The following is a 13709-nucleotide window of genomic DNA, read 5'->3' as shown; positions in this document are numbered from 1 at the left end:
TCCTACCGATCCCGGTGAAGCGTCGCCCAGTACAGGACGGGAACCAGCAACAGCGCGAGGAACCCGCCCAGGAGCGACAGGAACGCGTAGTCGGTGGCAGCCATCACCACGCCCGACATCACGCCGCCACCCGCGCCCGCCAGTGCGATGAGTACGTCGATACTCCCCTGCACCCGGGCGCGGTTCTCCTTGTCGGTGGCCTCGATGACGAGCGCCGTCCCCGAGATCAGCCCGAAGTTCCAGCCGAGGCCGAGCAGGATCAGCGCCAGGATCAGGAACCCGAGCGAATCGGGCGGGGAGAGTGCGGCAACCAACCCGGCGGCCAGCAACGTCACCCCTGCCGCCACCGCCATCCGGGTCCGCCCTACCCGGTCCACCAGGATCCCCGTGAGTGGAGACGGGAGGAACATGGCTGCCACGTGCAGGCTGATCACGAGGCCGACGGCTCCCAGCCCGTGCTCGTGGGCGCGCATGTGCACAGGGGTCATGGTCATGACAGCCACCATCGCGGTCATGGTGAGCACCATGACCGTCGCGCCGACGTACACCCCGACCCGCACACGCGACACCCGGTTCGGGGTGCCGGAGGCCTCGGCTGCCGACGCGTCCAGCGCCCGGGCGAGAAGATAGGGGTCCGGCCGCAACATCACGACCAGCACGCAGCCTGCCGCGAGGTAGGCGACGGCCGCGAGCATGAACGGTCCGGCGAGGGCCGGAATGCCCAGGGATGTCGCGAGTCGGCCCAGCGGTTCGATGAGGATCGGTCCCCCGACGGCGCCGAGCGTGGTGGACACCATCGCGACGCTCACCGCGGCACCGCGCCGTTCGGGGAGCGCGAGGTCGGTGCCGGCGTAGCGGGCCTGCAGAGTGGTGGCGGACCCGGCGCCGTAGACGAACAGGGAGGCGAACAGCAGGGCGATGTTGCCGGTCACCGCACCGATCACGACGCCGACGGCGCCCAGCCCACCGGCAGCGAATCCGAGGCCGAGCCCGGTCCGACGCCCCCACCGGTGGGTGGTCCGCCCGACGATGTACGCCGTCAGCGCCGAACCGAAGGTGAACAGGGCGATCGGCACCCCGGCGAGTGCGTCTGAACCGAGCACGTCCTGCGCGAGCAACGACCCGACGGTGATCCCGGAAGCCAAGCCGGCGCCGCCGAACAGTTGGCTGACCACGACGACACGCAGTGTGCGGCGTTGGACCCGGGCTCGATCGAGTTCCCCGAGCCCTTCGGTGGTCCTGCCACCGCTGTGGCCAGCGATGGAGAGCCCGTCCTGCCCACTCGTCATGGGCCCACTATGCCCCTTCGTTCGTCAGGTCACAGTCAGTGTCAGGACCACCGGCTCCAGACCTTCTGCTGCGACCCTGACCGCAACCTCCCCACCGCCCTTGGGACGGACGACGGCGAGAGCACGGCCGTCGAAAGTACGCCAGGAGCCTGAGTCGAAGCGCTCCTCAGTTCTTGGGTTCGCACTGCACATACCGGCCAGGATGCCGGCGCCGGACACCTCGACGGTGACCGCACGTTCCTCCGACGTGACCAGTACCCCGTCGTCGTCTCGCAGTTCGATGGCGACGAACGCGAGGTCGGCGTCGTCGTCCCGCAGCTCCGCGCGGTCCGCCGTCGCTGTCAGCCGTGCAGCCGTCCGCGCCGTGGACATGCTCGTGCGTCCAACCTCACCCCCACCGCGGTACGCGACCGCGGTCAGTTGGCCGGCCCCGTAGACAGTCTCCAGGGTGGCCCTCATCGGGTGTTCCTCCCCCACGGTCGCGCGGGCCACCTCGTCGCCGTCGAGCAGCAGCGCCACCTCCTCGGCGTCGGCGTACACCTCGACGACGACCGGCTGCCCCTCGAAGCCCGGCCACGTCCACGACGAGACCGAATCGCTCCACCCCCACGGCGACTGCATGGTGATCGTGTGGCCGTGGTGCTCCGGTCGCTGGACCGCGACGTAGGGCTCGGAGCGCAGCCCGAAGACGATCTCGCGGTAGTAGGACACGGGGCGGCGCCAGCCGGTGATGTCGAGGTCGCCGCACCACGCCGTGAGGTACGGGTACTCGCGCTCCAGCCCTGCGACGGCCTCCGGGTCCTCCGCGTACGCCGTCGCGCCGATGCCCACCTCACCGAGATAGTCCCAGCCGGTCCACGTGAAATCGCCGATCACGTTCGGGGCGGCCTCCACCATCGGCCACAGCCGGCCGATCTGCGACGGGAAGGTCTCGGACCCGACGATCACGCGGTGCGGGAACAGTTCGGCGTCAATCGAGTACCGCGACTCAGCGTAGTTGAGCCCGAGCACGTCGAGTGGGGCGCTGGACTCCGCGGTGCGCCTGCTCGCCGACTCGCTCGCGCTGACGACGGCGAACGGCCCGCCCTCGGCGGCCATCATCTCGTTGAGCCCGCCAGCCTCCTCGGCGATGGCCGGCACCTCGTCGATGACGGCGAGGAACGGGTTGATGCCGTTGGTGACCAGCCGGGTCGGGTCCAGGGAGCGGACGTGCTCGGCCATCCGCCGGGCCCAGCGCGCCCCGTGAGGGGTGCCCACCTCGGCGATCTCGTTGCCGATCGAGTACATGATCACGCTCGGGTGGTTGCGGTCCTTGGCCACCATGGCCTCCAGGTCCGCCGCCCACCACTGCGGAAACTCCGCCGCGTAGTCGTAGGGCGTCTTGAACTTCGTCCACATGTCGAAGGCCTCGTCCATGACGAGCACGCCGAGACGGTCGCAGGCATCGAGCAGCGCGGGCGAGGCGGGATTGTGCGCCGTGCGGATGGCGTTGAAACCGGCCTCCTTGAGCAGTTCGATGCGCCGCTCGTCCGCGCGCCCGATCGCGGCAGCGCCCAGCGGCCCGTTGTCGGAGTGGATGCAGGCGCCCCGCAGCAGAACGGACTCGCCGTTGATCCGCAGCCCCTTGCGGGGGTCGACGGTGACGGTGCGGATGCCGAAGGTCACCTCCGTGGCCTCCCCCTCGCCCAACGAGACCAGCGCCTTGTACAGGTGCGGGTGGTCCGGGCTCCACAGGCGTGGCTGCTGGACGTAGAACCGCTGCCGGACCAGCGCGGTTTCTCCTGGGGCAAGGGTCGACGGCGTGGCGTCGCGCTCGGCCTCGCCGTCGTCGGCAGCGCTCAGGCTGGTCTCCACCGACACGGTTGCCGTGCTCAGCCCGGCATTCCGGATGGTCGTGACGACGTCGACCACCGCCTGGTCGTCCTCGACACGCACCGTCGTCACCGCGACGCCGTCGGGGTCCACATGGGAGGGCCGGTCAACATGGAGGACGACGGGACGGTGCAGGCCGGCGCCGGAGTACCAGCGGGAGTCCTGGCCGGAGCGCACCTCGATGCGTAGCGTGTTGTCCTCGCCGTGGCGGAGGTAGGGGGTGAGGTCGACGAAGAACCGGGCGTAGCCGTCGGCGCGGTTGCCGGCGAACTCGTCGTTCAGGAAGACCTGGGCGCGACGGTAGGCGCCCTGGATCTCGAGGCGGACGATCCGGCCGCGCCACTCCTCCGGGACGGCGAAGGTCTTGAGGTAGCTGAAGGCGCCGTGGGAGTGGTAGGCCCCGGCGCCCTTGCCCGGCGCGTCCGCGCTGCGGTCGGCGTCGCGGAGGGCGTCGTGCGGGAGTCGGACGGCGGTCGGCTCGGCTGCTTCGCCGTTGGCCGCGGCGAAGGGACCGAGCGGAAGGCGATAGGTCCAGCCGTCATTGAAGGGGATCGCGCTCATGGGTCTTCTCCTGGTCAGGGGCCGACCGGCGGGTCGGCGGGGGCGGGGATCAGTGCGGCGAAGACGCGCCTGACGTCGTCTTCGGTGACCTCACCCGGCGCCAGCCAGCGCTGGAGGCCGAGGCCCTCCTGGATCGCGTCGACGACGCGGGCGCTGATGCCCTCCACCCGCCGGGCGATGGCGTCGCGCGACCGGCCCATCCACTGGCGCATCAGGTCGGCGTAGCGGGGGTGCCGGAAGGCCAGGACGTAGAGCTCGGCTAGGAGGATCTTGGTCCGGGCGTCGTCGTCATCCTCAAGCACGAGGCGGGTGAGCGCCTCTCGAGGATCTGCGCCGGAAGCATCCATGGCGCGGTCGAGTGGCGAGAACGACTCGTCGGCGAAGCGCTCAAAGGCCGCGAAGATCAGATCGTCGCGGTTGGGGAAGTGATACGTCATCGAGCCCAGGGGGACGTCCGCCGCGACTGCGATGGTGCGGTACGTGGCGCCGGCGACACCGTGCTCGGCGATCAGATCGAGTGTCGCGGCGATGATGCGGTCCCTGCGCTCGGGGTCGTGCCGACGCGCGGTGCTGCGCTCCATGCTGCTCCCGTCGTGGCCGTCGTTGACTGACGCAGCTTATCAGAACGTACGTATATGCGTTCCGGCTACCTCCACCGCCGGGCACTCTCCGGCGGATCTGGCGGCGTAGTCGCGATCAGATCCGCCGGAGAGCTCAGCGACCGTCTCGCGCACACCCGCCTGCACCGTCATCCTCCGGAACGGCCCAACTGGTAGGCCCGGTCGTGGCGCATGGACCGCGGCGCGAACCCGGTCTTGGCCAGCACATACGCCACAGCGTCGTTCTCGAACGCCGCGCTGGCCATCTGGGCGTACCGGCGCTCGACAAGACGAGCCACCACGCGCTCCCCCACCGAGCTGGCCCTGAGCCTCCGGGTAGTCACCGAGGAGCCGCAGGGGGCCGGGGACGAGACCGACGGGGGGCGCACCTCCGCCAGATCCAAAGCGTGCCAGGTTCCCCGGGTGGTGAACTCCGACGCCTTCAGACACGGCGAATAGCCCAGCGCCGCGGCGTCACTCCAGATGACGTCCAGATCCTGCGGGCGGTAGGCGCCCTCAAAACCGATTCCATAGCGGTACGAGACGACGAACACCGGTTTGCCGTAGTCCATCAGCGGCGAAAGATGGGTATTGCTGATACCCGACAAAGTGAGCGAGTGATTCTCGATGAGCAGATAATCGAGCAGCGGGGAGACATCCGCCAGACGGTATCCGAAGAACACGTCTGCAGTGTGCTTGAACGGATCATAGAGATTCACCCCGAAGCTCTTGCCGTGCTCTCGGCAGACCTCTGCAACCTCCTCCAGAAGCGCCATGACGCTGCGACTGCGGAAATCCAGATAATCAGTGATGACCCGGTGGCCCCACTTCTCCTGCGCAGGCAACGAATAGCCGTACCGGGCACCGAAGACCGCGCCGCAGTGCCGGCACGAGCAGCCGAAGAAGGAGATGTAGTCGCGCCGGACGAAGAAGGGCGGAATTCCGAAGACGATGTTGTCCAGGAACACGCCGTCGAAGTCCTCACGACACGCGGCACGAACCCGGTCCACGATGATCCGACGAGCCGCGGGATTGTTGGGGCAGGTGAGCGAGCGGCCACGGCTATAGGGGAGCAGGCGTCCTGCACCGTCTCGGCAGAACACGTCCTGGCCAACGAATTCCCTCGTCACCACGTTCAGCCCTTGAACGTAGGCGTGGGTCCTGATGCCCTGTTCGCGAAAGCCGCGCAGACGCTCGACGATATAGCGTCGGTCCGGCTCCTCCGTCTCGTCGGAGAAGCCCCAGGAATACGTCACCCACATATCCGTGACGCCGAGTTTCGCACGCGCATCCGCGAGATAGTCGGGCTCGTAGAGACGCATGAAGCTGTGCGCGTCGATGCGCGGTGAGCGGTACTTCACGTTGAGCAGCCGAATGGTGCCCGGACCGCCCCAGGCATATAGACCGACAGGCTGGACCATGCTCCTCCCGGGTCGATCGACGAAAACCTCAGATTATCACGCAGCCCTATCGCGAGGCGCTGAACCGGTCGTGCTGCGGCACGGGGAAACCCACGCTTCCGGCCCTGGCATCGGGCGCCCATAGAAGCCGGTCGACCCTGCAGAATGGCGCCATGGTGAATCCACCGAAGACCGATGACCTGGTGTGCGGGATCGTCGCGGGCGAGGTGGCCGCGGAAATCGTCTACCGCGACGCACACGTGATCGCGTTCCTCGACCACCGGCCGTTGATCAAGGGCCACGTGCTGGTCTGCCCGGTGGCGCACGTCCCCACCCTCATCGACCTTCCGCCAGAACTGGTCGCGCCACTGTTCGGCGTGGTCCAGCGGGTGGCGTCCGAGGTCGTCGAGGCGTTCGGCGCCCAGGGCACCTTCACCGCCGTCAACACGGTGGTCAGCCAGTCCGTCCCTCACCTGCACGTGCACGTGGTCCCGCGCACGAAGGGCGACGGGTTGCGCGGGTTCTTCTGGCCCCGCACCCGATACGCCGACGGCGAGGCGGCCGAGTACGCGGCACGGCTGCGCGCGGCCCTCGCGGCACACACGGAAGCACCGGGCGGGTAGCCTCGCGGGGGTGAGGATCGCCACCTGGAACGTCAACTCCGCCAAGCAACGGCTGCCGCGGCTGCTGCCTTGGCTCGTGGAGCGCCGACCCGACGTCGTCTGCCTCCAGGAGACCAAGCTGACCGACGCTGCCTTCTCGGACCTGTTCACCGGCCCCCTGGTCGAGCTCGGCTACGAGGCGGCGCATCATGGGGCCGGCGGTTTCAACGGGGTGGCGCTCCTGTCCAGGGTCGGCTTGTCCGAGGTCGAGCGCAACTTCCCCGGCCAACCGGACTACGTGGGCGCGGCGGAGGCCCGAGCTATCAGCGCCACCTGCGGCGGGGTACGGGTCCACAGCCTCTACGTCCCGAACGGGCGCGAGGTGGCCTCGGACCACTACGCCTACAAGCTCGACTGGCTCGACGCGCTCGCCGCGGCGGTTGCAGCGGGGCCTGCGGAGGTCGCGCTGTGCGGGGACATGAACGTCGCGCCCGCCGACGCCGACGTGTTCGACCCTGCGGCCTACGTCGGCCACACCCACGTCACGGCGCCCGAGCGCGAGCGGATCGCCGCCTTCGGTCTGGTCGACGTCGTCCGCGCGCGCTGGCCCGAACACGACCGCCTGTTCTCGTACTGGGACTATCGCGCCGGAATGTTCCACCAGGATCTGGGCATGCGGATCGACCTTGTACTGGCGTCGAGGCCGGTGGCCGACCGTGTCAAAGCCGCGTGGGTGGACCGCGCCGCCCGCAAGGGCAAGCTCCCGAGCGATCACGCCCCCGTCATCGTGGACCTGGACGAAGCCCCCGACGGCGACATCGGCCCCGTCGTGCCCCCGCCGTCGAACCCCAAGCGGGGCGGACGGACGAGGCTGCCGCAATCGAGGGAGTGACCGGCCCGGACGCTCGGCGACGGGGCTAGCGATTCCGCCAGCGATCCTGCTCGGTCAGCGGGACCAACGACCGAAGCTCGGCCACGGTGTGGAGCGGGATGCGCTCCCCCACTCCGGCGGACTTGAGCAGTGACTCCATGATCTCGAGGACATGCAACGCCAGCCCACCGCTGCTCCGGAGCCCGCCATCGATGCAGTCAAGCAGCCCCACTCCCCGTTCGGCCCCCACGTAGCCGGCCAGCGGATCAAGTGGAGTCCAGTCGGCGTCGCCCGCACGGCGGAGGAGGACACTGCCGTCGAACATGTTGGGGTCGGGCACCGACAGCGTGCCGGTCTCTCCATGGACCTCGATGGGCGCCGCGACCGTGGCTGCACCGTCGAAACTGAACACGACCGACGAGAGCGCCGCGCCCACGTGCTCGAGAATGCCGGTCACGTGGGTGGCCACCTCGACCGGGATCAACTCACCCGCCCGCGGCCCGGAGGCGATGCGACGAGTGTCCCTGGGGCGCGACGCAGCCCCGCGAACGGCGACCACGCAGCCGAGCAGGTGGACCAGCGTGGTCAGGTAATAGGGCCCCATGTCATAGAGCGGCCCGCCACCGTTCAGGTAGTAGAAGTCCGGGTTCGGGTGCCACGCCTCGTGGCCCGGTGAAATCCAGGTGGCCATCGCCGAGAGTGGGCGACCGATCACCCCGTCGTCGACGGCGGCGCGCGCCGTCTGCACCCCCGTGCCCAGCACAGTGTCCGGGGCCCCACCAACCCAGGCACTGCCTGCGACCGCCAGCATCTCGCGACCCTCTGCGACGGTTGCGGCCAGCGGCTTCTCTCCGTAGACGTTCTTACCCGCCCGCAGGACGGCTAGGGCGATCTCGGCGTGGGCTGCGGGGATGGTCAGGTTGAGAACCGTGTCGACCTCGGGATCAGTGAGCAGTTCCTCGACGCTCAGCGCCCGACAGCCGTCGAACCGACCCGCGACCGCCTCGGCACGGCTGACGACGAGGTCCGCTGCGGCGACGATACGCACGCGCGGCACCTCTTTCAGCGTGGTCAGGTACTTCTCCGAGATGACGCCCAGACCGACTACTCCGATTCCGTGGCGCTCGCCCATAGCATCCCCCTCTCAACGATCGTGCGTACGTGGGTGTCCTGAAGGATGTCGAGGCTGTGCCCTGGCGTGGCGACGAAGATGCGCCCGAGTGGCCGCCGCCGGAGGCGTCTCCACCGCTACCGTCTCTCGCGTCGCCAACGGTGTCGCTGGTGTCGATCCCACGCTCGCGCGGCGCGTGCGGGCCGTCATAGACGAGATGGGTTACCGCCCCAACCTCGTGGCACGGGGGCTTCGGAAGCAGGCGACGCACCTCCTTGCCCTGGTCATCCCCGACATCGAGAACGCCTTCTTCACCTCCTTGTGTCGAGGCGTGGAGGATGTGGCGCGCCGGGGGAACTACTCGGTCATGCTGTGCAACACCGATGAAGACCCGGCGAAGGAAGCCTCGTACCTCGAGGTGCTGGCCGCCCACTCCGTGTCGGGCGTGATCATCAGCGCCGCCGCGGTGACGTCAGACCTGTCCGCCGTCACCAACCAAGGCATCTCCGTGGTCGGAGTGGGACGACGCCTGGGTCCGGAGTTCGACTGCGTGCGCACCGACTCCGAAGCCGGTGCCAGGCAGGCCACGCGACACCTGATCTCCTTCGGGGCCCAACGCGTCGCATGCATCACCGGCCCGGACGAGGTGGTCACAGCGGAGGAAAGGCTCGAGGGATACAGGCAGGCAATCAGCATGTCGGGCCGCGAGGTCGAGGAAGAGCTGATCATTCGAGCGAACTTTCGTGAGGACGGCGCCTACCGGGCCATGAACCAACTCCTGGAGCTCGATTCCCCGCCCGACGGCGTGTTCGTGGCGAACAACCGAATGACGATCGGCGCGATGCGAGCCTGCCGCGAGCGGGGTGTGGACATCCCTGAGCAACAACTGAGTCTCGTCGGCTTCGACGACCTGCCGTGGGCCGACCTCACCACCCCTTCCATCACCACGATGCGGCAACCCACCTATGAAATCGGCTCGGCAGCCGCACGGCTCCTCCTCGGGCGGATCGACGGTGAGCAAGGCCCGGGGCGCGAGATCGTCTTCCAGTCCGAGCTCGCTGCACGCCAGAGCTCTGTTAAGCGGGGGACGAAGAGCCAGAACTAGTCGGGGCCTGAACCAGTCGGTCGCCGACAGGGCGCCTCGGACGCTTGGGCGCGGATGATCTCCAAGGCGCCCAGCTCAGCCAGAACGTCGACGAGCTCCGGGTGGAAGGAGGGGACCGACGTCGAGGCCCGTAGGCTGGAGTGTGTGACCGTTGACGTAATCGCCGCCATCACGGCAGTCGTTCTGGCCCTCGTTGGCCTCGTAGGCATCGTGTTTCCCGTGCTCCCGGGCAGCATCCTGATCGGCGCCGGGGCGCTGGCGTGGGCAATCTGGGGCACTTCTAGCTGGGGATGGGTCGCCTTCGGCGTGGCCGCGGTTCTGCTCGCCGTCGGTGGCATCAGCAGTTGGCTGCTCACCGGCAAGTCGCTGCAGCAGCGTCAGGTGCCGAAGTGGCCGATCACCGTCGGACTCCTGCTGGGCATCGTCGGGATGTTCGTGCTGCCCGGCTTCGGGTTGCCCATCGGTTTCGTGCTCGGCCTGCTGCTCGCCGAGTGGTACCGGGTTCGCGACTTCCGCAAGGCGGCGGCCACGAGCTGGGAGACGGTGAAGGCGCTCGGGGTCGGGATCCTGGTCGAGTTGGGCTGCGCGATGCTGGCGGTCGCGGTGCTGGCGGTAAGCGTCGTCACCGCTCTGTGAGGGTAGGGGCCGCCGGCGTGAGAGTCGGCACCGCCCCGTAAGGTGAGAGTTCGCGCGTGTGGCTGCGTTTCCCAGGCTTCGAGGGCGCGCTCCGCGGTTGACGCGAAGGGCGCCCGTCCACGGACGGGCGCCCTTCGTCGTTTGAGAGAAGTCCGGCCTCAGAGACCATCCGGATGTCAGAGACGGGAGCGGAACTCCTCGTGCTGACGAATCACCGCATCCGGCACCTTGGCGCCCATCCGGGCAAGGAACACGTCGGTGTCGTCGGCCTCAGCGCTCAGCGCCTCAGGATCGATCGCGAACAGGGCCGCCCAGTCATCATGGCTCACGCCCGCGGCGGCGTAGTCGATGGAACCCTCCACCGGCACCAGACCGAACGGCGACTCCACGGCGTCGGTGCGCTCCTCGATGCGCTCGGTGATCCACGCGAGGGCGCGGGAGTTCTCCGAGAACCCGGGCCACAGGAAGCGGCCGTCCTCGCCGCGGCGGAACCAGTTCACCTGGAAGATCAGCGGGGCGTTCGCCGTCTGGTTGAGCTTCTCGCCCACGTTCAGCCAGTGCTGCCAGTGATCGGCCATGTGCGTGCCGGAGAAGGGCAGCATCGCGAACGGGTCGCGGCGGAGCTCGCCCAGAGTCCCCTCGGCGGCGGCGGTGCGCTCGGAGGCGAGCGTCGCACCCATGTAGACGCCGTGCTCCCAGTCCCGGGCCTGCGCCACGAGCGGGACGTTGGTGGCGCGGCGCCCGCCGAAGATGATGGCGTCGATGGGCACGCCCGCCGGGTCGTCCCAGGTGTCCGCGATCGACGGGCAGAGATGGGCGGCCACGGTGAAGCGCGAGTTGGGGTGCGCCGCCGGGGTCTCCGATTCGGGCGTCCAGTCGCGGCCCTGCCAGTCGGTCAGGTGCGACGGCGCCTCGTCGGTCAGGCCCTCCCACCAGACGTCGCCGTCGTCGGTCAGGGCGACGTTGGTGAAGACGGTGTCACCCTCGATGGTCGCGATGGCCGTGGGATTGGTGGCATGGCCGGTCCCGGGCGCCACGCCGAAGAAGCCGGCCTCCGGGTTGATGGCACGCAGCCGGCCGTCCGGACCCTGAGCCATCCAGGCGATGTCGTCGCCGATGGTCTCGACCGTCCACCCAGGGATGGACGGACGCAGCATCGCGAAATTCGTCTTGCCGCACGCGCTGGGGAACCCGGCGGCCACGTGGAAGGAGCGACCCTCGGGGTTCGTCGCCTTCAGCAGCAGCATGTGGGCGGCCAGCCAGCCCTCCCCCTCGCCGATCTTGGAGGCGATGCGCAGCGCGAACCCCTTCTTGGCGAGGATGGCGTTGCCGCCGTAGGCCGAGCCGTAGGACCAGATCTCGCGGCTCTCCGGGTAGTGGACGATGTATTTGGTCTCGTTGCACGGCCACACGACGTCCTGCTCCCCGGGCAGCAGCGGCGCGCCGACGGAGTGGACCGCCGGAACCCACTCGGTGTGGGGACCGATCTGCGCCAGGGCGTCGGCCCCCATCCGGGTCATGATGCCGGTGCTGATCACCACGTACGGCGAGTCCGTGACCTGGACGCCCAAGCGAGCGAGCGGGCTGCCCACGGGCCCCATCGAGAACGGCACGACGTACATGGTGCGTCCCCGCATGGCCCCCTGGAACAGGCCGCCGAGCGTCTCGCGCATCTCCGACGGCGGGGCCCAGTTGTTGGTGGGGCCGGCGTCGTCCTCATGCTCGGAGCAGATGAACGTGCGCGATTCGACCCGGGCCACGTCGCTCGGGTTGGAACGGGCCAGGTAGCTGTTGGGGCGCTTGGCGGGGTTGAGCTTGATGAGCGTGCCGGCGGCGACCGACTCGTCGAGCATGCGCTGGCGCTCATCCGCAGAGCCGTCGCACCAGACAATGCGATCCGGCTGGGTCAGCTCGGCGATCGAGTCCACCCAGTCGACGATGCGGGAATCGGCGTTGTCGGGTGCGTGACGGGTGAGAGTGGCGGTGGCGGTCATGAGATTCTCCAACCTTGAGGGTGTCGCTTCGGTGCGGGATGAGCTCTTGGTTTCACCATACGGAAGGGGGAGGCTGATTCGGGTGATCAGAATGCTGTGAACTTCGGGGATTCTTCACGTATCGTGAACTCCATGGCAGATCTCTCCACGCTCGGGCACCGCATCCGGCATTTCCGCACCAAAGCAGGCCTGACCCTGGAAGAACTGGGAGAGATCACAGGAACCGCCCCCAGCCAGCTGTCCATGATCGAGAACGGGCACCGCGAACCCCGGCTCTCCCTCCTGGAAGCACTGGCCACCGCGCTGCATGTGCCTACCTCGCAGCTCCTCGCCGCCGAACCGCCGTCCCCGCGCGCCGCGCTGGAGATCGAACTGGAGAAGGCGCAGGCGTCACCCGCCTACAGGGAACTCGGGCTTCCCGTGCTACGCCCAAGCCGTGCCATGTCCGACGCGACACTCAAGACGATCGTGGGCCTGCACCGCGAGCTCGATCGGCGCGCCCGGATGGCGATCTCAACTCCGGAGGAGGCGCGGCGGGCCAACACCCAGCACCGCAGCGCCATGAGGGAGCGGAACAACTACCTGCCGGAGATCGAGGTGATCGCTGAGCAGGCCACCAAGGCCGTGCGGCACGCCTCAGGTGCGCTGACCCACCGCACCGTCGCAGAGATGGCCAGGCGGGTGGGGCTGACCATCGTGCACACCGACGACCTCCCCCACTCAGCGCGCGCGGTGGTCGATCGGGAGCACGGCCGCATCTACATCCCCCCGGCATCCATCCCCGGCGGTCACGGTCTGCGGTCGCTCGCGTTGCAGGCCGTGGCCAACACCGTGCTCGGGCACCAGGAGCCCGTTGACTACGCCGACTTCCTGCGGCAGCGCTTGGAGGCCAGCTATTTCGCCGCGGCCTGCCTGATGCCGCGTTCCGCATCCGTGGACTTCCTGGAGCGCGCGAAACGGGACCGCAACATCGCCATCGAGGACTTCCGCGACACCTTCGGCGTCACGCACGAGGGCGCGGCGCTCCGGTTCACCAACCTCGCCACCCAGTACCTGGGGATCACGCTGCACTACCTGCGCGTCGAAGGCGACGGCAGCGTGGTGGGTGCGTACGAGAACGACGGTCTGCCGCTGCCCCAGGACGCGACCGGCTCCACCGAGGGCGAGGTGGTGTGTCGGCACTGGAGCGCACGCCAGGCGTTCTCCCGGACGACTCGCACCAGCGAGCACTACCAGTACACGGATACGCCCGCCGGCACATTCTTCGAGTCGACCCAGACCGGAACGGGAACCACCTCGGAGTTCTCGATCACACTGGGAGTCCCTTACGCCGAGTCGAAGTGGTTCCGGGGGCGGGAATCACAGACGCGCGCGGTGTCGACGTGCCCCGACGCGCGGTGCTGCCGCCGGCCGGAGGACGGGCTCAATGAGCGGTGGAAGGGTCAGGGATGGGCGTCGCCCAGAGTGCGGACCCACCTCTTCGCTCCGCTCCCCCAGGGGACGTATCCGGGCGTGGATGACCGCGAACTGTACGAGTTCCTCGACGCGCACGCACACGACTGAGCGCTACGGGGCGCCGGGCCGCCGGGCCGTATGGTGGGCACGTCTAGTCGGGCGCTTTGGGAGTTCCCGTCAGCCTCACGAGCCTCCGAGCACAGGGGAACTGATT

11 protein-coding genes are annotated in these 13709 nt (G+C 68.8%); 5 read left to right on the top strand and 6 right to left on the bottom strand.

Going from position 1 to position 13709, the window contains the following annotated elements; genetic code table 11:
- Positions 1-2: 2 nt before the first annotated feature.
- The 4 genes from ACX1D0_RS14975 to ACX1D0_RS14960 form a co-directional block, all read right to left on the bottom strand.
- Positions 3-1289 carry an MFS transporter gene (locus tag ACX1D0_RS14975; protein WP_459018793.1) on the bottom strand — a complete coding sequence of 429 codons (1287 nt, stop codon included), beginning with the start codon at positions 1287-1289 and terminating at the stop codon, positions 3-5.
- Positions 1290-1313: 24 nt separating this feature from the next.
- Entirely contained in the window at positions 1314-3722 is a 2409-nt protein-coding gene (locus ACX1D0_RS14970; RefSeq protein ID WP_459018792.1) for a glycoside hydrolase family 2 TIM barrel-domain containing protein, read from the bottom strand.
- A gap of 14 nt (positions 3723-3736) precedes the next feature.
- On the bottom strand, positions 3737-4303 hold the full coding sequence (locus tag ACX1D0_RS14965) for a TetR/AcrR family transcriptional regulator (protein ID WP_459018791.1): 567 nt from the start codon (positions 4301-4303) through the stop codon (positions 3737-3739).
- A 167-nt stretch (positions 4304-4470) separates the two neighbouring features.
- A complete protein-coding gene (locus tag ACX1D0_RS14960; protein ID WP_459018790.1) occupies positions 4471-5742 on the bottom strand; it encodes a hypothetical protein in 1272 nt (423 codons plus the stop codon).
- Between the two features lie 152 nt (positions 5743-5894).
- Here ACX1D0_RS14960 and ACX1D0_RS14955 point away from each other — a divergent pair, with 152 nt between their 5' ends.
- Complete coding sequence (locus ACX1D0_RS14955; protein WP_459018789.1) at positions 5895-6344, top strand: HIT family protein; 450 nt, start codon at positions 5895-5897, stop codon at positions 6342-6344.
- Between the two features lie 10 nt (positions 6345-6354).
- Positions 6355-7215, top strand: a complete 861-nt coding sequence (locus ACX1D0_RS14950; RefSeq protein WP_459018788.1) for an exodeoxyribonuclease III — start codon at positions 6355-6357, stop codon at positions 7213-7215.
- A gap of 25 nt (positions 7216-7240) precedes the next feature.
- On the opposite strand, the gene ACX1D0_RS14945 is transcribed toward ACX1D0_RS14950, so the two are convergent.
- Entirely contained in the window at positions 7241-8326 is a 1086-nt protein-coding gene (locus ACX1D0_RS14945) for a Gfo/Idh/MocA family protein (protein WP_459018787.1), read from the bottom strand.
- 88 nt (positions 8327-8414) lie between these two features.
- Between ACX1D0_RS14945 and ACX1D0_RS14940 the strand changes: the two genes are divergently transcribed.
- Positions 8415-9410, top strand: a complete 996-nt coding sequence (locus tag ACX1D0_RS14940) for a LacI family DNA-binding transcriptional regulator (RefSeq protein ID WP_459018786.1) — start codon at positions 8415-8417, stop codon at positions 9408-9410.
- Positions 9411-9554: 144 nt separating this feature from the next.
- Positions 9555-10046, top strand: coding sequence for a DUF456 domain-containing protein (locus ACX1D0_RS14935; RefSeq protein ID WP_459018785.1), 492 nt, complete (start codon positions 9555-9557; stop codon positions 10044-10046).
- Positions 10047-10222: 176 nt separating this feature from the next.
- On the opposite strand, the gene ACX1D0_RS14930 is transcribed toward ACX1D0_RS14935, so the two are convergent.
- The gene (locus ACX1D0_RS14930; protein ID WP_459018784.1) at positions 10223-12040 is read right to left on the bottom strand and encodes a phosphoenolpyruvate carboxykinase (GTP); all 1818 of its coding nucleotides are present in this window, start codon (positions 12038-12040) and stop codon (positions 10223-10225) included.
- 132 nt (positions 12041-12172) lie between these two features.
- Here ACX1D0_RS14930 and ACX1D0_RS14925 point away from each other — a divergent pair, with 132 nt between their 5' ends.
- Positions 12173-13603 carry a helix-turn-helix domain-containing protein gene (locus ACX1D0_RS14925; protein ID WP_459018783.1) on the top strand — a complete coding sequence of 477 codons (1431 nt, stop codon included), beginning with the start codon at positions 12173-12175 and terminating at the stop codon, positions 13601-13603.
- The last annotated feature ends 106 nt before the right edge of the window (positions 13604-13709 follow it).

The organism is Tessaracoccus pujii, assembly GCF_054483895.1.
Note: the sequence above shows the minus strand (reverse complement) of the source record. Positions and strands in the feature narration are given on the sequence as shown.

Coding starts and splice junctions, on each gene's coding strand:
- ACX1D0_RS14975 (WP_459018793.1), bottom strand. CDS start 1,289: ATGACGAGTGGGCAGGACGGGCTCTCCATCGCTGGCCACAGCGGTGGC.
- ACX1D0_RS14970 (WP_459018792.1), bottom strand. CDS start 3,722: ATGAGCGCGATCCCCTTCAATGACGGCTGGACCTATCGCCTTCCGCTC.
- ACX1D0_RS14965 (WP_459018791.1), bottom strand. CDS start 4,303: ATGGAGCGCAGCACCGCGCGTCGGCACGACCCCGAGCGCAGGGACCGC.
- ACX1D0_RS14960 (WP_459018790.1), bottom strand. CDS start 5,742: ATGGTCCAGCCTGTCGGTCTATATGCCTGGGGCGGTCCGGGCACCATT.
- ACX1D0_RS14955 (WP_459018789.1), top strand. CDS start 5,895: ATGGTGAATCCACCGAAGACCGATGACCTGGTGTGCGGGATCGTCGCG.
- ACX1D0_RS14945 (WP_459018787.1), bottom strand. CDS start 8,326: ATGGGCGAGCGCCACGGAATCGGAGTAGTCGGTCTGGGCGTCATCTCG.
- ACX1D0_RS14930 (WP_459018784.1), bottom strand. CDS start 12,040: ATGACCGCCACCGCCACTCTCACCCGTCACGCACCCGACAACGCCGAT.
- ACX1D0_RS14925 (WP_459018783.1), top strand. CDS start 12,173: ATGGCAGATCTCTCCACGCTCGGGCACCGCATCCGGCATTTCCGCACC.